The following is a 25,319-nucleotide window of genomic DNA, read 5'->3' on the forward strand; positions in this document are numbered from 1 at the left end:
TATTTTTATGAAATAGGGAGGGTGAAAAATGAAGATTGCAATAATTTCTACTGAAAAGCTACCTGTACCTGCTGTAAGAGGGGGGGCTATTCAAATTTATATAGATTCCGTTGCCTCCATTATTGCCTCTAAAGGAAATGATGTAACAGTTATTTCCATAACAGATCCAAATTTAAAATCGGAAGAAAAAAAGGGTGGTGTAAGATATATACGCTTTGCAGAAGAGGGATATCTTTATGATATTCTGGAACATTTGAGAAATCAACAATATGATGTGGTTCATTTATGTAATCGCCCTAATTGGATTACGCTTTTAAGTGAAGTGGCAACAAAGACAAAATTTGTATTAAGTGTGCATAATGAAATGTTTGCGTATGAAAAGATGAGTGATCAAGAAGGAGAGGAATGTATTAAAGCTGTTTCAAAAATTATTACAGTTAGTGATTATATAGGAGAAACAATTACCTCTCGTTTTAAGATAGCAAAGCCTAAGACAAAAACAGTGTATTCAGGTGTAGATTTAAATGAATACTATCCTGCTTGGACTATAAATGGAAAAGAAGTTAAACGTTATGTAAAGAAAGAGTTGAATTTGCAAAATAAAAAGGTGATTTTGTTTGTTGGACGTTTGAGTAAAGTAAAGGGACCTCATATTTTGCTACAAGCTCTACCTAAAATCATTGAAAAAAACCCGGATATTGTAATGGTTTTTATAGGGTCAAAATGGTTTGGTGATAACAACGTAAACAACTATGTAAAACATCTATATACATTGGGAGCAATGTTTCAAAATAATGTAATCTTTATTAAATTTGTTAAGCCTAAAGATATTCCAACACTGTACGCTATGTCAGATCTTTTCGTTTGTTCTTCTCAGTGGCAAGAACCTCTTGCAAGGGTACATTATGAAGCGATGGCGGCGGGATTACCAATTATAACTAGTAATCGGGGTGGTAACCCTGAAGTAATTGAAGAAGGGAAAAATGGCTACATTGTCAATGATTTCGAGAACCCTGATGCATATGCAGAGAAAATTATTAATCTATTAAATAATGAATCTACGAGAGTTCAAATGGGGAAATATGGACGTTTAAAAGTTGAAAAGGATTTTGGTTGGAATCGTGTTGCCATGAATTTAATTGGAGTATATAAAGAAGTGCTATTGAATTCAAGGGGAGGATGAAGAGAATTGGAAGAAATAGCTGGATTAGAGAAAGAACATTTAAATAGAATTCTTAGTTTTTATCCATTTGAGGTAAATAATATTATTCTACAATCAAGTAGAAGCGGAAGAACTGTTTGGGAAGTGGAGACAAATGCAGGGTTAAAAATATTAAAACAAGCACATATGAAACCGAAAAGAATGTTATTTATTGCGGGAGCACATTTACATCTTTTTCAAAAAGGGTTGCCAATTACAAAAATGCATCAAACAAAAAGGGGGGGATATTGTATTGGAGCGGATGAGTATGCATATGTATTATATGATAAACATCAAGGAAAAGAAGTGATTTATTATAATAAAGAGCAATTGGAAAAAGTGCTTATATATGCAGGTAGGTTTCATCAAGCATCAGAAGGATATATTCCGCATCCAGAAAGTAAAATGAGAAGTCGATTAGGAAAATGGCATAAGTTATATAGATGGAAATTGCAAGAATTAGAAGGGAACAAAAGAATTGCACAATCTTATCCTAATGATGTGTTTTCGAAAATGTTTTTAGAATATGTTGATAAAATGATAGTCCGTGCCCAAAGGGCATTACAAGATATTGATGAACCATTTTATAATGAATGGACAAAGCAAGTAATTGCATCTAAAAGTTTTTGTCAACAAGACTTTACATTGGCAAGATTTGAGGAAATAGATGATGCTATTTTTATGAAGGAGTTACATTCTATTACAAATGATTTACCAGTAAGAGATTTGCGTATTATTTTAAATAAAGTGATGAAAAAAATGTCAGTTTGGGATGTTGATTTAGTAATTCATATGCTGAGTGCTTACGATTCAGAAAATCAGTTAACTGAAAAACAATATCGCATACTTTGGACGGATTTAACGTTTCCTCATTTATTATGTTCAATTGCACATAAATATTATTTAGGGCAAAAGCGTTCTTGGTCTGATGAAAAATATATTTGGGCATTACAAAATATAATCGCACTTGAAGATTCTAAGGAGGGATTTTTATCTCGATTTTCAGATGTTTATGGTGAAATCAAGAATAAGAGTGGAGGGGGAAGAAAATGAATTTAGAACCAGAAGAAATAGTCATACCTATTTTAGATTTAGAAAAATTTATGTTTTCTCCACCAGGACCGATGGGATGGGAAATGTCAGAGTATGAGCAAACATTAGAGAAACAAAAAGACATTGTACTTGATGAATCATCTATATTAGAGAACTTAGCGATCATTCAAAATATAGAGTTAGTAGAGTTACCGACAGTAGGATTACTAGAGTTAGAAACAATAAGTAGTAAAACAGACACACTAGTTAGGAAAATTGATGATGGAATCTATGATGAAGATATTCAAATCGTTGAAGAGGAATCCGTACAATTGGAGTCAATTACTACTGAGCCAGAAAAACCAAAAATTAAAATAAAAATTGTTACTCCTAATGATCCATTAAAAAGACCATGGATAGCTGAAATTTTAAAGCCTTTCAAGGGAAAAGAATAATGAAAAGTCCGCAATTACAACAATCATTTTATACTTTCTAGCATATTTTAAATATAAATCAAATAAGGAAGGAGTTATGTAAATGGCTGATGTAAAAAGAGTAAAAATAAAAATAGATTTTGAGAATGGCTTCAGTATTAATTCTGATCAAGAAATACAAGAGGTATTAAAACTCTTGGCTGAAGTAATTCAATCTGGTGCACATACTGGTATAGAAGTAGAAGTTCAATATGTTGATGAAACAGAAATAACCTTTACTGAAGAAGACGAAGAAGACGAAGAAGACGAAGAAGACGAAGAAGACGAAGACGAAGAAGACGAAGAAGACGAAGAAGACGAAGAAGACGAAGAAGATGAAGAAGATGAAGAAGATGAAGAAGACGAAGAAGACGAAGAAGACGAAGAAGACGAAGAAGACGAAGAAGACGAAGAAGACGAAGAAGATGAAGAAGATGAAGAAGATGAAGAAGATGAAGAAGATGAAGAAGACGATGAAGAAGACGAAGAAGACGATGAAGACGAAGAAGACGAAGAAGACGAAGAGGACGAAGAGGACGACGCATAATACAAATCCCCCCTTTATCTTAGGGGGGATTTGTATTATATTCTTGTTTATTTTGTGGAATAAAAATACTAAATGTATCCATCAATAAGTTCAATTTCATCCCACATCCTGTAAAATTTCAAGTAGTACAACTGAAAATAAGCAGGAAAACATTGTTTAAAGTCTCATTTTATATAAAATGAATTTTAATTGGACGCAGGATATTTTCTACAGGTTGTTTTTTTTGTATTGTCACTTGATTATATACTTGTTTTAACTTATTAGCTGTATGCTTAAATGTAAAGTTTTTTTCAACTATCTGCCTGCCATTTTGAGCCATCAATTTTGCGAATTCTGGTTGAGATAACAAAGCTTGGATAAGCCTAGAAAACTCTTTTGGATTATTATATTCTTCAATTAAACAGCCGTTATGTTCGTCCGTTATAACTTCTGCATTTCCACCACGGTTTGTTGTAATAATGGGGATTCCAGCAGCCATTGATTCGTAATGCACACGTGCTAATGGCTCATGCCATTGCGAGCTACAAACAAAAATATCTCCCATTAAAAAAATATTATGAATTTGATCCGCTGGTATGAATTTAGTGAAAATTACGTGTTCTTTAATAGGTTTAGCAAGTTTATGCAATTTTTTTATATATTTATTTACTCTGTTATCACTAAACCATTTACCTCCAACTATAACGAGTACCGCATCTTTATGGACTTTAACAATCTCTTTCATGGCATGGATGAGTATATCTGGTCCCTTATTTTTGGTCAATCTCCCAACAAATAGAATCACCTTTTTATCTTGGATAGAGTATTTTTTACGAAATTCATTTCTAATTTCTTGTCCTTTGCGCGTCCAAATTGGAGGAGATGTTTTTATGTTTACACCAGAGTAAACAACCGAAATTTTATGTTCAGCTTGTGGGAATCTTTCAATTACTGTTTCTTTAATATAGTTACTAACAGTAACGATAGCTGTAACTATTTCAGTAATGAAGTTGCCTTCAGGAATGGATATTTTGTGTTCAGCAAGCATATCGTTATGAAGGCCTAATACAAATTTACTGTCTGGAGAAGCTTGTTGATATAAGGGAATATTTTTGGGGCGATTAAAAACGTGTATAATATCAAAGGTATTGGATTGAAGTGCCTTGATAACATTCTGTTCATAATTTATTTGGGGGAAATACACGTAATGAATATTATCATGTGTTGATTGTTCTGGAAGACTTGGGTCTGAAATGGAGAAAATAGTAAGTTCAAATTCTTGTGATATATAGGGTGATACTCCATCAATCATCATTTGAATTGCACCACCTTTAATTGCTGGAGAAGGTAATTTTTCAGTACATATATATGCAATTTTCATGAACTAATCTCCTTTATAGAGTTGTTTTATATACTTATATTCTGCTTCCAATCCATTAGTTAAAGAAACAACAGGACGATATTGCAACAATTTATTAGCTTTAGATATATCTGCCCATGTTTGTTTTGGTTCGCCAGGAATTGATTTTAGAAAAATTTTATTTGCTGATTTACCTGATATTTTTTCTAGTGTAGAAATGATATTCAAAACGGAAGATCGTTCTGTTCCACCGATATTTATAACTTCTCCTATTATATCTTCGCTTGTCTCTAAAGCAGCAATGGTTCCTCGTATACAGTCATCGATATAGGTAAAATCACGTGTTTGTGTGCCGTCACCAAATATTGTGAGAGGTTTACTTTTTAGTATTTGTTTAATTAATCTGTGGAATGCCATGTCCGGTCGTTGTCTAGGTCCGTAAACAGTAAAATATCTTAAAATCACAATTGGTATATGAAAATTTTTGTGATAAATATGGCATAGGTGTTCACTACTTAATTTTGTGACACCATACGGAGAAAGTGGATTGGGTAGTAAGTCTTCAGAAACTCTCCCAAATTTTTCTCCATAAACAGAAGATGTTGATATATGAATGAATTTCTCTAACTTTATCTCTTTACATGCTTCAAGTAAATATTGTGTAGCAAGTATATTATTGGTTACATAAGGATGGAAATCTTTTCCCCAACTTGTTCTTACACCAGGAATAGCAGCTAGATGATATACGATTTTCACATCTTTTAAAAGGCTGGTTAAATCTGCAGTTAATATATTTTCTCTAATGAATTGAAATCGTGGATTCTTTTGGAGGGTCCGAATATTATCTGTTTTTAAAGTCTGTGGGGTAGGGCCAATAAAGTGATCAATAGCCATTACATGATATGACTTATTTTCAAGTAATGCTTGACATAAATGAGAACCAATAAAACCGGCGGCTCCTGTTACAAGTATTTTCATGAGCGACCAACTCCTATATAGTGTAAACCGCACTGCTCTATTTCATCTTTATCAATACAATTTCGTCCATCCACAATTGTGCATCCTTTCATTAATTGTTTCACTTGTTGCCAATTAATTTTTTTAAATTCGTCCCATTCTGTGGCAAGAACTATACAATCAGAATTTGTTATTGAGGATTGTAGGTTATTATGTTGAAAAACTTGTTTTTTCAAATGTGGAGGAAGAGATGCTTTTGGATCATACGCATGAAGGTTGTAACCAAGAGGAAGTAATTTTTCAAGAAGTTTTACAGCGAGTGAACTACGAATGTCATCAGTGTTTGGTTTGAAGGAAATTCCTAAAATAGTTACTTTATTTGAAGATTGTACTTTTATGACATTTTTAATTTTTTCAATATAGAGGTCAATCTGTGTAGAATTAATGGATTGTACAGCTTGTAAAATAGGAACTGTTATCTGTTTATCATTTGCAGTATATATGAGTGAATGTAAATCTTTTGGAAAACACGATCCTCCATATCCCATTCCTGCCTGAAGGAAATGGGGATTAATTCGAAAATCGTAGCCAATTCCATTTGCTACTTCATTAACATCAATGTGATACGCGTCACAAATTCGGGCGATTTCATTTATAAAGGATATTTTTGTAGCTAAAAATGCATTGGCTGCATATTTAATTAATTCTGCCTCTCTTAAGCCCGTACAAATGAATGGAGCATTAATCTTTTCATATATGTTCTGCATAACTTTTAATGACGTTGTATCATTTTTTTGGATACCAATAATAGTTCGATCTGGAAAAAGCATATCTTGAACAGCAGATCCTTCACGGAGAAATTCTGGGTTAGAAACAATATTAAATAGAAATGAAGGTACACCATTTTTGATGAGCATTTCATATAAATGTTGATTCGTTCCAGGTGGAATTGTACTTTTGGTAATAATTGTTTTATACTCTGTTATTGTTGGAACTAATAAATCAATAACAGAGTATAAATATTTTAAATCTGTCTTTCCACTGGGGGTAGAAGGAGTTCCTACAGCGATAAAAATAACTGATGATTGTTGTATAGCTAGACTAATATCATGCTGGAATTTTAGTTGTTTTCGATTCTTTTGAATAAGTTCTTTTAAACCTGGTTCGTAAATTGGGCATTCTCCGTTCTGAAGAGCTTGGATTTTATTATGATCTTTATCGACACAAATAATAGAATGCCCCAAATCGGCTAAAACTGCTGCTGATGTGAGTCCAACATAACCAGATCCTATAATACATATATTCATACGGCAAGTCACCTTTCTATAGTTAATACTAGTTTTTACAGTATATTAGCGGACAAGTTAAAATGGTGACATAGGAAAAGGCCTATTCATACAGTCGATGTAAGATAGGAGCCTTTTTTAAATTTGTGATGCGCGGTTAAGGGGTTTCCTGAATATAGTATTGAAAGCATGTAGAAGAAGGGGGGAGAAAGGGAAATGATAAAAAAAGCGATCATTCCAGCTGCTGGTTATGGTACAAGAAGCCTTCCTATTACAAAGGTAGTTCCGAAAGAAATGTTTCCAATAGGTAATAAACCTGCAATTCATTATATTGTAGAAGAAGCTGTGAAATCAGGGATTGAACAAATATTAATCATTCTTTCAAGTAGAAAGAACTTAATAGTTGATTACTTTGATTATTCATTAGAACTAGAGGCATTTTTAGAAAGGGAACAAAAGGTGGAGTTATTAAAAAAATATAATATCCCTAATATACAAATTCATTATGTAAGGCAACCGTATGCGAAAGGACTTGGTGAGGCAATAAAATTAGGAGAAACATTTATTGGTAAGCATCCCTTTGCAGTGCTTTTGCCAGATGATATCATAATTTCTAATAAAGAAACCCCCTTAAATCAACTAATCAAGGTATACGAAGAGACAAAAAGTAGTGTGTTAGGTATCCATACTGTACCAGTTGAAGATTTGGATAGATACGGAATTGTTAAAGGAGATAGTGTTAAAGAAGACTATATTCAGATTACAAATATTGTTGAAAAACCGAAAGTAAATCCTCCATCTAATCTTGCTGTTGTCGGACGGTATATTTTTACGCCAAATATATTTCAAGTGTTAAAAAAGATTGAGCCTGGGCACGGAGGTGAGTATCAACTAACTGACGCAATAGAGTCTTTACTTAAGACAAAGAACGTGTATGGCAAAATTATTGATGGAAAAAGATTTGATATTGGACAAGAAAATGATTATATACAACTTCTTAATTTTATACATGCAAAAAATAGAGCAAACATGAATTGATATGTTGAAAACCTTCCCAATACACTTGAACTTAAAAAAATCTAGTTAAAGTAGTTTTAGTAGGACAATGGTCTTGATGAATTCAACATTGCTAGTGTTAAAAAATAATAAAAGATTTAACTGATTGAAGAGGGATGGGTGGAGATTTGTCTAATTTTTAGTAATATAAAAATATCATAATTTGGATGTATTTTAAATAGGTATGATTTTGATTTTTGAGAGTAGGATTGAATTTCAAAACTTCTCCTTTAATTTTTCACTTTCTTGCGTAATATGAATAGAAAAAATTCGTTTTCTAAGAAGCAAATAAACTAATGTAGGTCATTTGTATTATTTAGTACGATAAAAGAAATTAGAAAAATTTTTATGTGGATTATATGCTTATTAACATCTTTAATAGTACAGAAATGAAGCGAAATATCAATTTGTATTCAGAAAAACAAATTTATTTTCTACTGCATACCGTGCAAAAAATAATTTTAATAATTGTATATAACGATGTAATGTAAAAGTTTTTTATTAAAATGTGGTTTTTATACTATTATTTAATAAAGAACTTTTTTGTGTAGCGACATCTTTCATTTTTTTATTTAAAGTGAATTTGGTGACCGTTATTTATAAGTTAAAGTAGAAGGAATGTAATAAATAAGGAAAGAAGGTATACACAAGGGGATGAATAAGATGATTAACAATACAATTCCAAGCTTTTTAAAGCTTTTGGAAAGCAATGATATAGGATTATGTGACTTGAATAAATATTATAATAGGTACCCAGAAATATTTAAAGAGTATTTTAAATTTCACTGCCCTAAGACGGAAGAGCGTCTTTGTAGTGCGATTGAAAAATATCTGGCAAAACTAGAAGATATACATATTATTTCGGAAACTTTACCACGAATTATTCAAGAGGTTAGTAAGAGTTATTACATCCAATTTGGTTTTAATATAGACTTAACATATCATATATTCGTTGGAGGATTTGGCTCTAATGCATTTGTAGAGAGAGAAATTATTGGAGATATATTTTTTGCGGCAGAAAAATTATCTCCAGATTCGAATCATCTTCGCGTTATTGTCGCTCACGAAATAGGACATATATATCATAATGTTATGTTACAAAATGATGGAATGGACTGGGGGAAAGCTGAGTGGGCCGATGCGACAGTTAATTTGTATCGCGAAGGTGTTGCAACCTATTTATCAAAGCAAATTATGAAAGGTTTAAATGAATCAGTGTATTACTCATATAACAATGATGGAGAACGTTGGTTACAATGTTATATAGAAAATGAAAAACAAATAAAGAATCGTTTTTTGGAAGATTATATAGAAGGATGGACGTTTGAAAAAGAGAAAGAGTGGTTTCGGTTATCTGGCGGACAGTATTTTGGATACAACCGACTCGGTTATTTTTTAGGAACAGCTTTTGTAGAATATGTTGTACAAACATTGGGTGAGAGTGAAGTATTTACTTTTTGGAACAAACACAATTTAAAAAGTAGTGTAATAAATTGGTTATCGAAATAAATAAGATTATAATAAGGGGCTGAAATGTATGAAAGTGTATGTAAAGATAAGTATGTTATTTCTCGCTTTTACATGCATAGTTGCATTAGCAGCATGTAAAGGGACAGACGAAAAAAAAGAAACAAACCAAACATCGGAAAATAGTAAAAACGAACAGAATAATTCTACTGAAGAAAAGAAAGAACCTGATGCAAAATCAAATAATGAAAGATCAACAAAACCAAACACAGATTCAAGCACCAAAGATACAGTAATAAATCAAAAATCAATTAACCACGTTAAAGATTTGTTCGAACTAGCGAAAGAAGGAAAAGTACCTAACGTTCCGTTCGCAGCACATACAGGAGATATTGAAGAAATAGAAAAAACTTGGGGGAAAGCAGATACAACGGAACAAGCAGGTAACGGAATGTATGCAACTTTTACAAATAAAAATGTTTCCTTCGGTTTTAATAAAGGATCACAAGTTTTTGATGTACGCTCCTATCATGCAGAACTAAAATCAATTACATTACAAGAAATAGAGAAAGCATTAGGAAAACCAGCTTCAGTTAAAGTAAATGGGGAAGACAAAATATATGTATATAAAGTAAACAATCAGTTTGAGTTAAAATTCATTATTCCAAAATCGACTGGTAAGGTAAATCATATTTCGGTATTTTCGCCAGAGGATAGCATTAATAAAATGGCAGGGTAATAAAAAAGAGGATGTCACAAAAGTCATAATCGATGACTATGTGACATCTTTTTTAGTTTACTGTAAATAAGCAAGTACCTCTTATAAAATGCGATGGTGATGCTTTAAAGTATTTTTTTGAATTGCTTCTTTTCTTCTGTTCTAAATTTTGGATAAAAAGAGCTTGAATAATGCCCCCAATTATTAAGAAACAAGCACAAATATAAAATAGCATACTACCGTTTAGTTTACTTAATAAAACCGCACCAAGTACAGGACCGCACGTTCGAGCTATATCCCAATGTAACCCGTAAATTGAAAAATACAATCCACGTTTATCTGTAGGAGCGATTTCTGAAACGAATCGAAGTAAATGGTTTAAAGCAATACTCTCCCCAATGACTAAAAAGAGTAATGTGAAAAATAGTGACGAGATTGTTGCTGAAAGCCCGTAGCCAATTGCAGCTATCGTATAGCAAGTGTAAGAAATAAGAATACTTTTCGCCATAGAAAATCGTTCAGACCATTTCACAAGGAAAACTTGCAGGAAGATTTCCATAATAGCTTTGCATGTTGAAATAAAAGCGAGTATGAATACGAAATCCGGAAATATATGTTTGGCGAAAATGCGATAATTTGTCTCGGTTTGTGCATAAAAAAACTAATAGGAAGTGTAGTAATCATAAGTCCTAAAACGGCGTAATGTTTGTGTATAAATTGTTTTGGAGATGATACTTCAAGTTTTTGCTTTGGTGTTGTAAGTACTGGAGCAGTTTCTGGAAGATGCGTCCATACAACTACTGCATATATCATAAGTGTAATGCTTTGCATTATAAATAAATATTCAGGGTGAGTATGATAAAAGATAGCACCAATTATTGGACCGATTACGGAACCAATTGCAGCCATCGTATGCAGAAGAGCAAAAATTTCTGCTTGCTGTTTTTGTTCTGTTAAATCAGCAATTTGTGCACGTTGAGCGGGAATATATAAGGAACGACCAACCCCATTTATGACGTATAGCAAAGCAAATATAAAAACAGATTGAGCAAAGACGAAGCTGCCGATTGCAACGCCTTGCAACAATAAACCGAGTAACATAATTTTCTTTCGCCCATATTTATCAGTAATTCCTCCAGCAATAAGTGTAAATACAATGTCTGAAAGAGGTTGTAGTCCAAAAATGAGCATAGTGATTATTATATTACCGTTTAACATTTTATTAACGTAAATAATCATAATGAGAGCTAACATAGATTCAGTCGTTCGGGTTAATAATTCACCAAAAATTCTAATAATAATGGGTTTATTATAACGTAGTAAGAGATTGTTCAATATTAATTCCTCCTTTCTATATTGAAATGATAAGATGAAAGGAGAAATGAAAAAAGGGGATAAATGGAAAAAGGGTAGAAACAAAAGGGGCTATTTTTCACCTTTTAGGGGGATTATGATGTTTATTTTAGATCAATATATTGAACTATGGTGTGCCTATGGTAAAGAGAGACAAGAAGGAGAACAATTAGAAGTAACAGTAAAAATGATAGCAGAAACATTATTTTGTACGGAGCGTAATAGTAAATTAATAATAAAAAAATTAGAAGAACTACGTTGGATTGCTTGGTTTCCAGGGCGCGGGAGAGGAAATTGTTCTAAATTAATATTTCAAAAGCAACCGATGACATTAATTTTAGAGAGAGGAAAAGAACTAACGAAAAAAGGGGATGTGAAAAGTGGAATCTCATTTGTGGAACGCTACAGCTCACAATTTCCGTTAGTAAGAAAAGAGTATGTGGCTTGGGTGGATTCAATATTTGGTCATCAAATAGAAAGGACATCCGAAGGGAGAAGAGATGTCCTTCGTTTACAAGTACAAATGAATCTAGATATTGCTTTAGATCCGGTTTACGCTACGATGCGTTCCGAATGTCATATGGTTAAACATATTTTTGATACACTTGTATATATTAATGAGGAAACAAATTGTATAGAGCCAAAGATTGCTTTTCACTGGGAATATAATGACGCTGAAAAGATATGGACTTTTTATTTACGAAAAGGTGTTCACCTTCATAATGGAAAACGACTTACTGCACATCATGTTATACATTCATTGAATCGATTTATGAAAGCTGAAAACAACCCACATGCATGGATGTTACACCACGTTGAAAGTTTTCGTGCAAAAGATGAATATGTTGTTGAAATTCAATTATATACGGAAAATAGGATGTTCTTACATATGCTAAGTGCAGAACAGTGTTCTATCGTAAATGAAGATGAAGCGGGAAACCTCATTGGAACAGGCCCTTTTAAATTATGCGAAAAGAATGCACATTTATTTGTTTTAGGAGTACATGATCTATATTATCGTGAAAGACCTTTTCTTGACCGAATTGAACTATTGAATGTAGAGAAAAATGTAAACACGTATGACGTGTTAGTAAAGGCGAAGTATAAAGATAAAGAAAAGCCTATTAAAGAGTTGTCTCGGCTTGAATCGAACGTGACATATGTAACGTGTAATCTTGTAAAAGAAGGCCCAATGCAAGATGGGCTGTTTCGAAAGGCGCTATATAAAATTATTCATGGTCATACAATCGTTCAAGAACTTGGCGGAGAGCGTGGAGAAGTGGCAAAGAAACTAATATTAGCAGGGGAAAGTATAGTAGAGATTGAACAAGATATAGAAAGTTTAATTAAAAGTAGTACGTATCATAATGAAGTGCTACAACTCTACACATTTACAGGGCGAGATCATGTTGAAGATGCACAATGGATACAAAAAGAGTGTGCGAAGTACGGGATTCGTGTAGAAAATAATTTTCTTGAAGTAGAAGAGCTATTGGAAATAAGTACGATACAAAAAGCTGATATGATGCATGATAGTGCAACGATTAGCGAAAGAATAGAAGATAGTCTGCTATATATGTTTCTTACAAAAAATAGTTTTATTCATGGGCAAAGTAGCATGGACTTTCATAAAACATTGTTCCAGTATTTTAAACAAGAACAATTAGAGCAAAGAGTTACATTGTTACGCAATATTGAAGACACTTTGTTACGTCAAATTCATATTATTCCTTTATACCGTAACAAACAACAAGTAACTTCTCACGAAAAAGTACAAAATATAATGATTAATTCACAAGGGTGGATTGATTTTTATGAGATATGGTTTACATGTTGATGTATAAGGGTTTTTACGTATTTTATAGGATGCGTGAGAACCCTATTTTTGTGTGTGAAACAGGTTTGTTTTACACATTGTTACGCTACTTCTGGTAAAAGGGCATTTACAGCGTAACAGTGTTATGTTACATTGTTATCAGGAAGGAGTGTTATACAGTTGAGTACAGATTTAATTTCAAAAAAAGATTTATTAGAACTAACTGGTATTTCATACGGACAGTTATATAGGTGGAAAAGAAAAAATTTAATACCGGAAGATTGGTTTGTACGAAAGTCAACGTTCACGGGTCAAGAGACATTTTTTCCGAAAGAAAAGATATTAGAGCGTATTGATAAAATCCAAACGATGAAAGAGGATCTATCACTTGATGAACTAGCGAATATGTTTTCACCGAGTGTGAGAGAAATTCTTTTAACAAAGGAAGACATTTTACGTAAGGAGATTGCATCAGAAACAGTTCTACAATTCTTCATAGAACAAACGAATAAAACAACAGAGTTTCAATTTGTAGATATTCTTTATGTGTACATGTTAGAAGAATTACTACAATCGGGAGAGATTAGTTTAGAAGAAGGAAAAATGGTCTTGCAAGTTTTACGTGAAAATTATGAAGCAATTAAACATAAAACTTGTGACTTAATCATTGTCCGAAAGTTAGGGATTTCTACATGTTTATTAGTTTCAAACGTGGACGATTTAATTTTTGAAAAAGGCACCAAAATCGTTTTAAGCGAAGCGATTATGAAATATACAGAAGCATTAAAAAAGAAACTGTTGTAGTGGAGGAAAAAGTATGCGTACAGATAATTTGATTATAAATGGTTACGGTTCATCGAATGGCGGCGAGTTTCATAAAGTGCAATTAAACGGAAAAGGAACTGTGCATGGAAATGTTGAATGTGAGCAATTTGAATGTAACGGTTACGGTGCAGTTACAGGCGATTTGAAAAGTAGTAGTGCGCGAATTAGCGGATCAGGTAAAGTCGATGGCACAGTTCATGCTGAAACGATGCGAATTGATGGAAAAGCAACAATTACGCAAAATGTAAAGGCAAACAGTTTGAAAATTGCAGGAAAAGGTACGATAGGTGGAAATGTCACTGGTGAAGAATTTAAAGTCAATGGTCAAGCGACAATTGACGGTAATTGTGAAGTAGATACTTTTTCTTCAGAAGGACAATTTACAATTGGCGGATTATTAAGCGCAGATGAAATAAATATTAATATTCACGGTACATGTCGAGCGAAAGAAATTGGTGGTCAAACGATTAAAGTAAGACATAGATCAGGTACATTTAGTAGGCTATTTAAAACAGTATTTGGCTTGCAGTTAGAAGCTGAGCTGCTTGAAGGTGACAATATCGATATTGATTATGCTCACATAAGAACGGTAAGAGGAAATAATGTTACAGTAGGACCGAACTGTGAGATTGAACTCATTGAATATACCGGTGTGCTTACCGTTGATAAAAGCGCAAATGTAAAAGAAATTAAGCAGGTTTAATGGGAGGGAGTAAGTAATATGGAACATCTACATAGTCTCACAGTAAATGGTTCCGGTAATTCAGCAGGCGGAGATTATAATAAAGTGAAGATTCGCGGTGAAGGAACAATTACGAATGATATGAGTTGTAATGAATTTAAAACATATGGCACGAGTGATGTACGCGGTGATATGAAAGTGAAAAATTATGTTGTGTATGGAGATAGCGAAGTACAAGGAAATGTAGATGCGGAATATGTAAAAGTATATGGTAATACACAAATTTATGGTGATGCACATATTGAAAAAACAAAAGTTAGAGGTATGATAGATATTGCAGGAAAGTTTTCAGGTGATTTTGTCGATGTAAAAGGTGCCTTAAATGTGAAGGGAGATATTGAAGTAGAACATTTATCATTAACTGGTGGTCTTGAAAGTGATGGATTACTAAATGCTGAAAATATTCAAATCTCACTTCGCTATGAAGGAAGTAAGGTAAGAGAAATTGGTGGTAAAAAAATTACGATTCGTAAAAAAGCGAGATTTCTTCCTTTTATTAGTCATGTTGGAAACCTCCAAACTTCAATTGTTGAAGGAGATGATATATATTTAGAACATACGATTGCTGAAGTAGTGAGAGGAAACAACGTTACAATTGGCCCTGGTTGTGAAATTAGTGTTGTAGAATATCATACTAGTTTTAATCAAAAGGGTAATGCAGTCGTAAAAGAACATAAACAAATATAAGTAGTACGAGGGAGAGCACGGTTATGGTTGAGAAGAATAATAAGCTTGGATTTGTTGTGGCGGGCTTATTGCTAGGTATTTTAATGGCATCAATGGATAATACCATTGTCGTAACAGCGATGGGAACGATTGTTGGTGACTTAGGAGGCCTTGAAAACTTTGTATGGGTCGTTTCTGCCTATATGGTCGCAGAAATGGCGGGTATGCCGATTTTCGGTAAACTATCAGATATGTATGGTAGAAAGAGATTCTTTATTTTTGGATTAATCGTCTTTATGATTGGTTCGGCACTTTGTGGTACTGCTGAAAATATTACACAGTTAGGTATTTACCGTGCCATTCAAGGTATTGGGGGCGGGGCATTAGTGCCGATCGCGTTTACTATCGTTTTTGATATTTTCCCTCCTGAAAAGCGTGGGAAAATGGGTGGACTATTCGGAGCAGTATTTGGTTTATCAAGTATTTTCGGGCCATTACTTGGCGCATATATTACGGATTATATTAGTTGGCACTGGGTGTTTTATATTAACTTACCGCTTGGCGTTTTAGCACTTATTTTTATTACATTCTTTTATAAAGAGTCACGAGTTCATAGAAAGCAAAAAATTGATTGGTTTGGCGCAATTACTTTAGTTGGTGCAGTAGTTTCGTTAATGTTTGCGCTCGAACTTGGTGGACAAAAGTATGACTGGGATTCTAGCTTTATTTTAAGTTTATTTGGCGGATTCGCTATTTTAATTATTGCATTTATTTTTATTGAACGTAAAGTAGAAGAACCAATCATTTCATTTGAAATGTTTAAACAACGTTTATTCGGAATGAGTACCATTATTGCATTATGTTACGGCGCTGCGTTTATGTCCGCAACTGTATATATTCCGTTATTTATTCAAGGTGTATATGGCGGTAGCGCAACAAATTCGGGATTATTACTTTTACCGATGATGTTAGGATCAGTCGTAACAGCGCAGTTAGGTGGATTTTTAACGACGAAGCTTAGCTACCGAAACATTATGATTATTTCTGCTGTTATTATGCTAATTGGACTATTCTTATTAAGCACATTAACGCCAGAAACAAGTCGAATATTATTAACGGTTTATATGATTATCATTGGATTTGGAGTAGGTTTCTCATTCTCTGTACTAAGTATGGCAGCTATTCACAACTTCGGTATGGAACAGCGTGGATCTGCAACTTCAACGAGTAATTTCATTCGTTCATTAGGAATGACACTAGGTATTACAATCTTCGGAATGATTCAAAGAACAGGTTTCCAAGATCAATTAGAAGAAGCTTTTAAAGGTATGAGCGGAGGAATGAATACAAACGCTTTAGGAGATTCAAGAGCTATTCTATCAGCATCGGCAAGATCTCAAATCCCACCGCAAATATTAGATAAAATTATTGACGCTCTTTCTAGCTCCATTGTTCAAACATTTATGTGGGCATTAGTACCAGCAGGTCTAGCATTCATATTTATTTTCTTTATGGGAAATGAGCGTATGGTAATTAAGAAAAAACAAACGAATAAAAAGAGTGAAACATCAAAAGCGTAATGAAAAAGCTCCTTTCCAATTGAAAAAGCTCCTTTCCAATTGGAAAGGAGCTTTTTCGTATGTACGGATTTAGATTAGCCTTCGATAATTTCGTATTCTTCGTCTGCTAATAATAAAATTTGTGTTTTCTTACCTTTGTTTTGAACTTCGATTACATCGTATGCACCTAAGTCTCTTAGTTTGTTTTGAGAAGCGTTAACCATCACTTCCATAGAATCAATTAAGATATCTTCTTCAATGTATGATTCAGGCAATGCCATATCTTCTGTTTCTAATACACATGCATATAGATTTTGTAAGTTTTCAGCAGTTGGGTTTTGTTCCTCAACATCAATGATGTTCTTTACTGCATCCATATTTTCTTCTTTTGCTTGGTATACTTTAATTTTAGCCATTGTTTTATTCTCCTTTATAACGTAATCGTAGAGGCTACACCTTATTATAACGTTTTTTTCATGAAAGATGAAATTGTTATATGTATTTATAGGGAAATTTATGTGCTATTACTCATTATTGGCGTAATTTCATTATTAATGTGATAAGTAAGTACCTATATTCCTGAGTTAAAGTTATATTGTCCAAGCTTTTTTATACTCCGTTCATATTATATGTATTAGATAAAACATATAGGGAAGGGATGGAGTGTAAGTGGGTTGTGAGCCGAAACGAAATTATCAATGCTGCCAAAATAGTATTTGTGAATTTTTACGAAGTCTAGAGCCTTTTACAAAAGTTGAGAGTATTGTAATCGCCGGAAACGAAATTGTTGTATCTTATTTTCTTTCATTTAATAAGAGGAATGGTATCGTATCCTTCGTACAAGAGGACAATGAGGTTACTTTTGTAGATTGCTCTAGGATTGATGCAATTCGAATAGGAAAAGTTTGTAGTTGTAAAACGAAAGTTAAATTTATTGAAGAGGATTTTAGTTTACTTGGAAATGTTTGTCCGAAATGTTTAACCGAGGGAAGTACACTCTTTTTTGACTTTCACAATCCAGAATTGAATTTATCACTGCAAGCAAAAACAATTGATGCACCTAGTTGTACTGAATTTATAGATGAACTTGGGAATGTCGTAAAGCAAATTACTATAATAGGTGAAGCGATAGTTTCTAAAGATTTTGTTCAAGTGCCTGAACTATTAAACTTTCGATTAGTTATATCTGATACGGCTACGAATCCATTAAAGTTTGGAATACTATTCATTAATTTCCCTGATCTTACGTTTATTATTCTTTTCGCATCGAGTGGATACCTTAACATATCGAACTGTTTGAAAATCGAGAGTGGAACAGGTAATGTTGAAATAGAAGAGATGAGAAAGATGATAATAAATGACAATAATACGTACAAGTCAGTAATTAAGTTGACTAAAATATATAAAAATGGTGCTACAGAATCCTTTACTTCTAAGAAAGAGATATAACGTATTTAGATTGATTAACCCTCATGCAAAATAATGAGGGGTTTTTACATATACGAATTGGATTGTATTAACGAAAAAAATAGCTTTGTTAATATGAATGTTAGTAAAGTAAATAAGAAAAGGACTATTGAAGTAGCCCTTTTTAACTATGTAAATAGTTGTTGGTAACCTTTATCAAGATTAATTAATGATTGTGTTATTTACTAAATTCTTTTTGAGCTCCCATATAGCTTCCGATGATATTTTGATAACTTGGAAGATGCTTAGCTAGTAAAGCTCCAAAGCCTTCAACATCATTTCGCCAGTCACGCTGTAATTCAGCTGCAACGCTAAACCAATTCATTAGTTGGACTCCTCCATGAGCCATACGCATAAGAGCGGCATCAGCGACTTGTTTATTAAAAGTTCCAGATGCATCAGTTGCAACAAACACTTCATACCCTGCATTTACAGCAGATAGCGCTGGGAATGCAACACAAACATCAGTAACTACGCCAGCGATTATTAGCTGTTTTTTCCCTGTTGCTTCAATAGCTTCTACAAATTCATCATTGTCCCATGCGTTAATTTGTCCAGGACGCGCTATTTTAGGCGCATTTGGAAAAAATTCAATTAATTCTTGCATGAGTGGGCCATTAGGACCATCTTCGAAGCTAGTTGTTAAAATAACCGGTAAATCAAAAAACTTAGCGGTGTTAGCAAGTGCTAAAACATTGTTTTTGAACTCATCAACACCATAGTCACGCACTAGGCTAGAAATAAGCCCAGTTTGATGATCCACTAGAAGAACAGCGGCATCACTTTTTGAAAGACGAGAATAGAAATCAGACATTTTATAATCCCCCTTAAAAAGTCTATTTATAAATTAATCTTACAGTTATTTAGATGAGTTTGGTATATGTGAAAAAGTTTTTCAATAAATAGGCTTTATTTAGATGTAAAGATGTATGTTTTAAAATTGAAAAAGAAAATTTCACTTTTTTGATTAGATGTTATAATAATTTTATATTTATGAATAATTTATAATTATATGGATTTTAGTAGACATTTGCTTATATGTAGAATAAAAGGACTTATGAAAAAAGTAGGGGTACATTGATTCTAAAGAAAGCAGGAATGTAAATGATATATGAAGCGAATATACATACAAGAGAAAAATTAGTTACTATGTTCGAAGATTTCAATAACGTTGTTTTACTTTCTTATTTACAAGGACATATGGGTACTGCTTGGGTAAATGATCTTGAAAATCCAACAGTAGCGCAAGTTACGGTAGGGATCTTTACATTTTACGCTGGTGATTCGAATGCGAAAGAAACTGAAGAATTAGTACGTAACATTCCTGATAGAATGTTAGTAATCGTAAATAGTGAAGAGTGGAAAAAGCGTTTAGAAACATGTTACGAAAGAAAAATAGATAAGTTTTTACGCTATAAATTCAAACGGAATGCGGAAGTTTTTAATCATTCAAAATTACAATCTTTCATATCAGCGCTTCCAAAAGGATACGAGTTACAAAAAATAGATGAACATATCGTAAATATTCCCACATTACATAAGGTCTCTGAAGATTTTACAAGTCAATTTCAAACGATGGAAGATTATATAAACCGAGGTATAGGTTATAGCATTTTATATAAAGATGAAGTTGTATGTGGAGCATCATCGTATAGTATTTATGATAATGGCATTGAAATTGAAGTGGCGACTGATCACAATCATAGAAGAAAAGGGTTAGCAACTATAGTTAGTGCGGCGTTAATCTTGGATTGTTTAGAAAAAGGGATATATCCAAATTGGGATGCAGCGAATACTACGTCTGCTAAACTAGCAGAAAAGCTAGGATATGTTTTTGATAAGGCGTATGATGCTTATTTTGTGGATAATAGGTAAATGAATGAATTTGTACAATTGTACAACAGAAAAAGTCTAGAAAATCCTATAAAATTCGTGTTAATTACTCTTTTTTAAAATTACAAATTGGGTATAAAAATCGACTTGAAAAAGTCGGTTTTTATTTTTTAACAATAAGGTGCATCCAATATTAATTTGCTGTTGCATAGATATTATGGAATGAAGAAATTAACAAAATTAATTTTATTTGTCTTAATAAATTTAAGAATAGATTTTTGAAAGTTTCTTCGAAAATATGGTTATCTTTTTTACTATTGAACTTAATCAACATATTATGGTATTTTTCCGCGATAATAGTTAAGAATTTTTTAAATAGGTAAGTATTCATAAAAACTAATTATATTAAACTGTGTGTATTTGAATATTAAAGATAGAATACAATCTTTATTTGCAAATGATAAAAGTGACTATGATACAAACCCACGCATTAATAGAAAAAGTACATATACAGTAAAGAGAGTTAAAAAACTCTAATTTTTTTATAAAGGAGATTATAAAATATGAGTGAACAATGCCCAATTAATGTACCATGTCAGGTAGCAGGACAAACTCAAACACCATTAAGTGATGCACCTGCAACGCCAATTACTACTCCAGGAGCACCAATTGTAAAAATACCAGTTGTATTAGCAGAAAGAACGATTCAAATTGTTGTAGAATCTGATATTTCATTAGATCCTCCAGCAGTTGAAATTAAACGAATCTTAAAAAATGCATTTTTAACACAATGTAAGTTAGTTCCTGTAGCATTTACTCCAGTACCAGGTACACCTTACCGCCGAGTTACAAGAGCAAAGTTATTTGTACAAGGATATATTCGTAAAAACATTGAATATGCAAATGACGAGTGTAATGGAGTGCTATATGACCGCATTGCTAATGTTCCATTTTCTGGTTTTGCTGATTTAACAGCTGGTGATTTTCTATCACAGGCTATAGTGGCTGCTTCCTCAGATACTACTTCTCATTTTATTAATCCTAAAAATGGTGATCTACCACGTTTAGACAAATACTTCTTCGAAAATACAGTTTTTTATAATGAACAACCGTATTGCGAATTAGTCAGCGCTCAATTTTTTGAATTAGACTTTTCACCTTGTCCAACAGACCTAAACGAACCATTTGATACTCTTCGTGAAAAAATTGTACTGGATCTTACTTTAAAAGTTTTACAAGTACAACAAGTACAAGTATAAAACTAAAAAAGCATTGTCTTTGATAAAAAGACAATGTCTTTTTTATTATTATAAAACATATATAATGATGAAAATGAATACGTGTAAAATAACATATTTTCCTGAATTTTATTAGATGGGGGGATGGTGATGAATAAGCCATGGATTGGTAAGGTGCTATGGGATGAAATTCACAAGTATAAAAATCTGAATAAACAAGATAATTCACGAGAAAGAATAGTAAAGAAAGAAGAAGAAGTATCTGAAGTAAAGAAAGAAGAGGGAGTATCTGAAGTAAAGAAAGAAGAGGAAGTATTCGAAGTAAAGAAAGAAGAGGAAGTATCTGAAGTAAAGAAAGAAGAAGAAGTATCTGAAGTAAAGAAAGAAGAAGAAGTATCTGAAGTAAAGAAAGAAGAAGAAGTATCTGAAGTAAAGAAAGAAGAGGAAGTATCTGAAGTAAAGAAAGAAGAGGAAGTATCTGAAGTAAAGAAAGAAGAAGAAGTATCTGAAGTAAAGAAAGAAAAGGAAGTATCTGAAGTAAAGAAAGAAGAAGAAGTATCTAAAGTAAAGAAAGAAAAGGAAGTATCTGAAGTAAAGAAAGAAAATGCAACATCTGAATCACAAATAGAACCATCAGTGCGTTCAATGGTAGTGAAAACACCATTTTCTATTATTTCTGAAGTGTCTAGTTTTAAAGTATTTCCAAAAATAAACATAAAAAATCAAGAAGCGTTTGTTTTTCAAAATGAAAAAGATGTAGGTAGGCGTGAATTAGATTCTAAGTTATTAACTACAGTACAACAGTATCATTCGGAGGCTTATTGTGAAATAGTTTCTTTTAATCTTCATGAAAAGAGAGTGCTTATGGAATTATATAATAAAAAAGTCATAGGGAATATTGAAGAGAATAAGGTAGAGACATCTTCATGGACCCCTATACATAGCATAATATTAGAGGGTAAAAATGAAGGAGAAGTAAATAATGTTATAACAGCCAAGCTACCAATAGAAATAGGAAAATATAAAGGTGAAATTATTTTACGAGAAAAAGTTGTATTTAAAGAAAAAGTCATAGGAATAAAAGAGGTGGAACAGGAGATTGTTTTGACAAAAACTGAATTCTTAGTGCCAAAAGTAATAAAAAATGGACAAAATACATTTACAGTTGAAAAAGGGAGCTTATTTGTAGAAGGCTATATTTATCAATGTATTGAATACATATCAGAACAAAGTACATTTCATAATAATATGTATCAATTAATGCAAAATATTGTACTGGAATTAGTCGTTCAAGTAATACAAGAACAGGAAGTACAAGTACGAATGAAATAAAAATGAATATATTCCCTAAATGCTACAAATGGTTTTCCCTCAATAAATTCAGTGTAATATTTATGAAGACTAATTTTTGCTAACGGGGATAGTTACTTTATTATATGAATCTATTTAGGTCTATGAAAAAATAAGTGCTAACATGTTTGAAAACAAACTTACTAACACTTATTAAAAACAGACATAAAATTTGGATTATATGTGGTTTGATTTAAGAATTTAATAAAAAAATTGATAATTACTTGCTATAAACTGATGTGTAAAATAAAGTGTATTCACTTCTTTTTTACAAGACTCTCAACTTGAATAGTAATACATGTTTATCATAATTTTCTAAACACCAATTATATTTTTTTAGAATAATTGGATGGACAACTTCTTTCGTCATATCAACATCAATAAAGCCATATGTTTTATAAAAACTTTCTAGTTCTTCAAAAGGAATACAAAATACGTTTTGTATTTCTAATGCTTTCGCAGTCTGTACTAAGAATGAAACAAGTTTCTTAGCTAATTGTAGACCTCTAAATTGAGGGAGAATAAAAATCCCACCCATTTCTAAAGTATTTTCATCTAGTTGGACTAATCGTCCAACACCTGCATACTCATTGTTGTATGTAATGATTGCAACTTTATCTCTCTCTAAATCACTTTGTACAAATCCTATCGATTCATATTGATTATTAATCCATTCTAGGTCATTAGATGTAGCTAGTTGAATACTCATATGCATCCTCCTTTGGAAAACTTGCGTTATTTTCATTATATTGAATATAATATCAGGAAAAAAGTAGTTGGAATCGCATGATTTCCAATTACTGTTCAAGTTTTGAAGAATAGTGCATACAATATAAAGTCTTTTCCTTTCTTCATTTAAGTTTTACGTATATAATTTAAAAGTACTATTTTTATTTTATATTTTTTATATTTATAACAGAATAGAGGTTTAAAAATGGGTGTTAAAATCATTACGGATAGTGCGGCGGATTTACCGGTAGAATTGCTGCAAGCATATGATATTGATTTAATTCCACTCCGTGTATATGATGAAGCAGAAACAGAGTATTTAGATGGAGTTACATTAGAGTCAGTTACATTATTGCAAAAAATGAGAGAAGGCGCAGTTTATAGAACGTCATTGCCTTCACTTGAAACTTTCCAAGAAAAATTTGTTTCTTATGCAAAAGAAGGTAATCCTTGTATATATTTAGCTTTTTCATCTGAACTGTCTGGTACATATCAATCGTCAGTTGTTATTAAAGAAGAAGTGAAAGAAACTTATGCTGATTTAGATTTAGAAATTATCGATACAAAATGTGCTTCGCTTGGTCAAGGGCTTGTCGTTTTAGAAGCTGCTAAAATGGCGAAAGACGGCGCATCAAAAGAAGATATTTTAAAACGTGTTGATTTTCTAATGAATCATATGGAACATATCTTCACTGTAGCTGACTTGCAGTACCTTGTTAGAGGTGGACGTTTAAGTAAAGTAGCAGGTTTTATCGGTGGGTTACTAAACATTAAGCCGATCTTAAACGTAGAAGAAGGAAAGCTTGTACCACTTGAAAAGGTACGTGGGAAAAAGAAAGTCCTTGGCCGAATTGTAGATATTATGGAAGAGCGCGGAAAAGACCTTAAAGGTCAAACAATCGCTATGACTCATGGTGACGACTTAGAAACAGCTGAAGCATTAAAAGTATTAATTACGGATAGATTTGGCTGTGAAGTATTTATCGTAAATACAATTGGTGCAGCAATTGGAGCACATACAGGACCTGGCGTTATAACGTTATTTTTCTTAAATGAAGTAGAGTAAAGGATTGATCTTTTGATCAATCCTTTTTTAATTCTAATATAATTGTTTTATGCGGATGAAAAATATGTAATTTTATTTTAGTTAGTAACTTTCTTTTTAGTAGGTATGAAGGTAGATAGGAAACCAGTGAAGGCTAGTATGAAACCAAATGTTTCAGTATCATCAACTACTAAACCATTGTTCCACTGATAAAGGAAGGATGCTAGCAATAAAAGAGTAGCAGCGCCTCCAACATATCTTGCCATTTTTCGTGTTGAATCTTTTTTTGTTTTTACAATCATATTTGTCATCCTTTCATATTTACTAAATAATTCGATAAACTAATTTCTAGGATGTGATATTGATAATTCATCTATTGAGCTCACTTAATTTATTTTCATTTACAATAGATGTCTTCCATGTACTAGGTAAATATAATTAACCATTCGATCTATTTTAAGAATGATAGTTTACATGTAGTTAAATCCTTTTCATTAAGTTTATCGTAATTCAAGTATATGGCGCTGTCCTTGTTAATAACAAGTAGTAAAATTGTATGAAAAAAGTGGGCAAAAACCTTAAATTTAAACCATTAAATTTAACAAGCTATCTAGAAATAA

Annotated in this window: 24 protein-coding genes and 1 pseudogene; 17 read left to right on the top strand and 8 right to left on the bottom strand. The window is 32.4% G+C overall.

All coding sequences use genetic code 11. From position 1 onward, the window contains the following. Positions 1-28: 28 nt before the first annotated feature. From QCI44_RS13685 to QCI44_RS13700, 4 genes are all read left to right on the top strand, one after another. Entirely contained in the window at positions 29-1,183 is a 1,155-nt protein-coding gene (locus tag QCI44_RS13685) for a glycosyltransferase family 4 protein (RefSeq protein WP_016087462.1), read from the top strand. 6 nt (positions 1,184-1,189) lie between these two features. Then, positions 1,190-2,254 (top strand): spore coat putative kinase CotS, encoded by a 1,065-nt coding sequence (cotS, locus tag QCI44_RS13690; RefSeq protein ID WP_016087463.1) that lies wholly within the window; start codon positions 1,190-1,192, stop codon positions 2,252-2,254. Continuing rightward, complete coding sequence (locus QCI44_RS13695) at positions 2,251-2,688, top strand: hypothetical protein (RefSeq protein ID WP_016087464.1); 438 nt, start codon at positions 2,251-2,253, stop codon at positions 2,686-2,688. Before cotS ends, QCI44_RS13695 begins: the two co-directional genes overlap by 4 nt. 82 nt (positions 2,689-2,770) lie before the next feature. Beyond that, complete coding sequence (locus QCI44_RS13700) at positions 2,771-3,253, top strand: hypothetical protein (protein WP_353811201.1); 483 nt, start codon at positions 2,771-2,773, stop codon at positions 3,251-3,253. A gap of 169 nt (positions 3,254-3,422) precedes the next feature. On the opposite strand, the gene QCI44_RS13705 is transcribed toward QCI44_RS13700, so the two are convergent. The 3 genes from QCI44_RS13705 to QCI44_RS13715 are packed head-to-tail and all read right to left on the bottom strand — an operon-like array spanning position 3,423 to position 6,856. Continuing rightward, positions 3,423-4,613, bottom strand: coding sequence for a glycosyltransferase family 4 protein (locus QCI44_RS13705; RefSeq protein WP_116363389.1), 1,191 nt, complete (start codon positions 4,611-4,613; stop codon positions 3,423-3,425). A gap of 3 nt (positions 4,614-4,616) precedes the next feature. Continuing rightward, a complete protein-coding gene (locus QCI44_RS13710; protein ID WP_353811202.1) occupies positions 4,617-5,570 on the bottom strand; it encodes an NAD-dependent epimerase/dehydratase family protein in 954 nt (317 codons plus the stop codon). Continuing rightward, positions 5,567-6,856, bottom strand: a complete 1,290-nt coding sequence (locus QCI44_RS13715; RefSeq protein WP_016087469.1) for a UDP-glucose dehydrogenase family protein — start codon at positions 6,854-6,856, stop codon at positions 5,567-5,569. The genes QCI44_RS13710 and QCI44_RS13715 overlap by 4 nt, the downstream gene beginning before the upstream one ends. A gap of 195 nt (positions 6,857-7,051) precedes the next feature. Here QCI44_RS13715 and QCI44_RS13720 point away from each other — a divergent pair, with 195 nt between their 5' ends. From QCI44_RS13720 to QCI44_RS13730, 3 genes are all read left to right on the top strand, one after another. After that, on the top strand, positions 7,052-7,873 hold the full coding sequence (locus tag QCI44_RS13720) for a UTP--glucose-1-phosphate uridylyltransferase (protein ID WP_016087470.1): 822 nt from the start codon (positions 7,052-7,054) through the stop codon (positions 7,871-7,873). Positions 7,874-8,554: 681 nt separating this feature from the next. Beyond that, positions 8,555-9,400, top strand: a complete 846-nt coding sequence (locus QCI44_RS13725) for a DUF5700 domain-containing putative Zn-dependent protease (RefSeq protein WP_016134739.1) — start codon at positions 8,555-8,557, stop codon at positions 9,398-9,400. A 28-nt stretch (positions 9,401-9,428) separates the two neighbouring features. Next, the gene (locus tag QCI44_RS13730) at positions 9,429-10,097 is read left to right on the top strand and encodes a YjgB family protein (RefSeq protein WP_116363391.1); all 669 of its coding nucleotides are present in this window, start codon (positions 9,429-9,431) and stop codon (positions 10,095-10,097) included. Positions 10,098-10,178: 81 nt separating this feature from the next. Here the strand turns inward: QCI44_RS13730 and QCI44_RS13735 are convergent. Continuing rightward, positions 10,179-11,411 (bottom strand): annotated as a pseudogene (locus QCI44_RS13735) (MDR family MFS transporter). Between the two features lie 118 nt (positions 11,412-11,529). Here QCI44_RS13735 and QCI44_RS13740 point away from each other — a divergent pair. From QCI44_RS13740 to QCI44_RS13760, 5 genes are all read left to right on the top strand, one after another. Continuing rightward, a complete protein-coding gene (locus QCI44_RS13740; protein WP_098486852.1) occupies positions 11,530-13,266 on the top strand; it encodes an ABC transporter substrate-binding protein in 1,737 nt (578 codons plus the stop codon). 159 nt (positions 13,267-13,425) lie between these two features. Further along, entirely contained in the window at positions 13,426-14,049 is a 624-nt protein-coding gene (locus tag QCI44_RS13745) for a YhbD family protein (RefSeq protein ID WP_116363392.1), read from the top strand. A 13-nt stretch (positions 14,050-14,062) separates the two neighbouring features. Then, a complete protein-coding gene (locus tag QCI44_RS13750; protein ID WP_016134738.1) occupies positions 14,063-14,773 on the top strand; it encodes a bactofilin family protein in 711 nt (236 codons plus the stop codon). 18 nt (positions 14,774-14,791) lie between these two features. Then, positions 14,792-15,499, top strand: coding sequence for a hypothetical protein (locus tag QCI44_RS13755; protein WP_016087477.1), 708 nt, complete (start codon positions 14,792-14,794; stop codon positions 15,497-15,499). Between the two features lie 23 nt (positions 15,500-15,522). Beyond that, the gene (locus tag QCI44_RS13760) at positions 15,523-17,058 is read left to right on the top strand and encodes an MDR family MFS transporter (protein WP_353811203.1); all 1,536 of its coding nucleotides are present in this window, start codon (positions 15,523-15,525) and stop codon (positions 17,056-17,058) included. Between the two features lie 74 nt (positions 17,059-17,132). On the opposite strand, the gene QCI44_RS13765 is transcribed toward QCI44_RS13760, so the two are convergent. Further along, complete coding sequence (locus tag QCI44_RS13765; RefSeq protein ID WP_001062728.1) at positions 17,133-17,453, bottom strand: hypothetical protein; 321 nt, start codon at positions 17,451-17,453, stop codon at positions 17,133-17,135. Positions 17,454-17,706: 253 nt separating this feature from the next. Between QCI44_RS13765 and QCI44_RS13770 the strand changes: the two genes are divergently transcribed. Beyond that, positions 17,707-18,486, top strand: a complete 780-nt coding sequence (locus QCI44_RS13770) for a BC_2878 family exosporium-associated protein (protein ID WP_016087479.1) — start codon at positions 17,707-17,709, stop codon at positions 18,484-18,486. Between the two features lie 196 nt (positions 18,487-18,682). Here QCI44_RS13770 and ycaC read toward each other — a convergent pair whose 3' ends face one another. Continuing rightward, complete coding sequence (gene ycaC / locus QCI44_RS13775) at positions 18,683-19,318, bottom strand: isochorismate family cysteine hydrolase YcaC (protein WP_016087480.1); 636 nt, start codon at positions 19,316-19,318, stop codon at positions 18,683-18,685. A gap of 290 nt (positions 19,319-19,608) precedes the next feature. Here ycaC and QCI44_RS13780 point away from each other — a divergent pair, with 290 nt between their 5' ends. The 3 genes from QCI44_RS13780 to QCI44_RS13790 all read left to right on the top strand — a co-directional run bounded on the left by QCI44_RS13780 (position 19,609) and on the right by QCI44_RS13790 (position 22,907). Then, positions 19,609-20,379 carry a GNAT family N-acetyltransferase gene (locus QCI44_RS13780; protein WP_016087481.1) on the top strand — a complete coding sequence of 257 codons (771 nt, stop codon included), beginning with the start codon at positions 19,609-19,611 and terminating at the stop codon, positions 20,377-20,379. A 521-nt stretch (positions 20,380-20,900) separates the two neighbouring features. Beyond that, positions 20,901-21,596, top strand: a complete 696-nt coding sequence (locus QCI44_RS13785) for a CsxC family protein (RefSeq protein WP_016087482.1) — start codon at positions 20,901-20,903, stop codon at positions 21,594-21,596. Between the two features lie 129 nt (positions 21,597-21,725). After that, on the top strand, positions 21,726-22,907 hold the full coding sequence (locus tag QCI44_RS13790) for a BC_2427 family protein (RefSeq protein WP_353811204.1): 1,182 nt from the start codon (positions 21,726-21,728) through the stop codon (positions 22,905-22,907). Between the two features lie 286 nt (positions 22,908-23,193). On the opposite strand, the gene QCI44_RS13795 is transcribed toward QCI44_RS13790, so the two are convergent. Next, a complete protein-coding gene (locus QCI44_RS13795; protein ID WP_016087484.1) occupies positions 23,194-23,634 on the bottom strand; it encodes a GNAT family N-acetyltransferase in 441 nt (146 codons plus the stop codon). A gap of 225 nt (positions 23,635-23,859) precedes the next feature. Here QCI44_RS13795 and QCI44_RS13800 point away from each other — a divergent pair, with 225 nt between their 5' ends. Continuing rightward, on the top strand, positions 23,860-24,720 hold the full coding sequence (locus QCI44_RS13800) for a DegV family protein (protein ID WP_016134736.1): 861 nt from the start codon (positions 23,860-23,862) through the stop codon (positions 24,718-24,720). A gap of 77 nt (positions 24,721-24,797) precedes the next feature. Here the strand turns inward: QCI44_RS13800 and QCI44_RS13805 are convergent, their stop codons facing one another. After that, positions 24,798-25,001: a hypothetical protein gene (locus tag QCI44_RS13805; protein ID WP_002189898.1), complete on the bottom strand. Its 204-nt coding sequence runs from the start codon at positions 24,999-25,001 to the stop codon at positions 24,798-24,800. Positions 25,002-25,319 lie beyond the last annotated feature (318 nt).

Origin of the sequence: Bacillus cereus group sp. RP37 (assembly GCF_040459695.1) — a bacterium.
Classification (GTDB): Bacteria; Bacillota; Bacilli; order Bacillales; family Bacillaceae_G; genus Bacillus_A.

What these genes read in the sequence shown, in the direction of transcription:
- QCI44_RS13740 (WP_098486852.1), top strand. Translation starts at nt 11,530, where the DNA reads ATGTTTATTTTAGATCAATATATTGAACTATGGTGTGCCTATGGTAAA.
- QCI44_RS13750 (WP_016134738.1), top strand. Translation starts at nt 14,063, where the DNA reads ATGCGTACAGATAATTTGATTATAAATGGTTACGGTTCATCGAATGGC.
- QCI44_RS13730 (WP_116363391.1), top strand. Translation starts at nt 9,429, where the DNA reads ATGAAAGTGTATGTAAAGATAAGTATGTTATTTCTCGCTTTTACATGC.
- QCI44_RS13800 (WP_016134736.1), top strand. Translation starts at nt 23,860, where the DNA reads ATGGGTGTTAAAATCATTACGGATAGTGCGGCGGATTTACCGGTAGAA.
- QCI44_RS13725 (WP_016134739.1), top strand. Translation starts at nt 8,555, where the DNA reads ATGATTAACAATACAATTCCAAGCTTTTTAAAGCTTTTGGAAAGCAAT.
- QCI44_RS13695 (WP_016087464.1), top strand. Translation starts at nt 2,251, where the DNA reads ATGAATTTAGAACCAGAAGAAATAGTCATACCTATTTTAGATTTAGAA.
- QCI44_RS13705 (WP_116363389.1), bottom strand. Translation starts at nt 4,613, where the DNA reads ATGAAAATTGCATATATATGTACTGAAAAATTACCTTCTCCAGCAATT.
- QCI44_RS13760 (WP_353811203.1), top strand. Translation starts at nt 15,523, where the DNA reads ATGGTTGAGAAGAATAATAAGCTTGGATTTGTTGTGGCGGGCTTATTG.
- QCI44_RS13780 (WP_016087481.1), top strand. Translation starts at nt 19,609, where the DNA reads ATGATATATGAAGCGAATATACATACAAGAGAAAAATTAGTTACTATG.
- QCI44_RS13720 (WP_016087470.1), top strand. Translation starts at nt 7,052, where the DNA reads ATGATAAAAAAAGCGATCATTCCAGCTGCTGGTTATGGTACAAGAAGC.
- ycaC (WP_016087480.1), bottom strand. Translation starts at nt 19,318, where the DNA reads ATGTCTGATTTCTATTCTCGTCTTTCAAAAAGTGATGCCGCTGTTCTT.
- QCI44_RS13790 (WP_353811204.1), top strand. Translation starts at nt 21,726, where the DNA reads ATGAATAAGCCATGGATTGGTAAGGTGCTATGGGATGAAATTCACAAG.
- QCI44_RS13805 (WP_002189898.1), bottom strand. Translation starts at nt 25,001, where the DNA reads ATGATTGTAAAAACAAAAAAAGATTCAACACGAAAAATGGCAAGATAT.
- QCI44_RS13765 (WP_001062728.1), bottom strand. Translation starts at nt 17,453, where the DNA reads ATGGCTAAAATTAAAGTATACCAAGCAAAAGAAGAAAATATGGATGCA.
- QCI44_RS13785 (WP_016087482.1), top strand. Translation starts at nt 20,901, where the DNA reads ATGAGTGAACAATGCCCAATTAATGTACCATGTCAGGTAGCAGGACAA.
- QCI44_RS13700 (WP_353811201.1), top strand. Translation starts at nt 2,771, where the DNA reads ATGGCTGATGTAAAAAGAGTAAAAATAAAAATAGATTTTGAGAATGGC.
- QCI44_RS13755 (WP_016087477.1), top strand. Translation starts at nt 14,792, where the DNA reads ATGGAACATCTACATAGTCTCACAGTAAATGGTTCCGGTAATTCAGCA.
- QCI44_RS13685 (WP_016087462.1), top strand. Translation starts at nt 29, where the DNA reads ATGAAGATTGCAATAATTTCTACTGAAAAGCTACCTGTACCTGCTGTA.
- QCI44_RS13715 (WP_016087469.1), bottom strand. Translation starts at nt 6,856, where the DNA reads ATGAATATATGTATTATAGGATCTGGTTATGTTGGACTCACATCAGCA.
- QCI44_RS13795 (WP_016087484.1), bottom strand. Translation starts at nt 23,634, where the DNA reads ATGAGTATTCAACTAGCTACATCTAATGACCTAGAATGGATTAATAAT.
- QCI44_RS13710 (WP_353811202.1), bottom strand. Translation starts at nt 5,570, where the DNA reads ATGAAAATACTTGTAACAGGAGCCGCCGGTTTTATTGGTTCTCATTTA.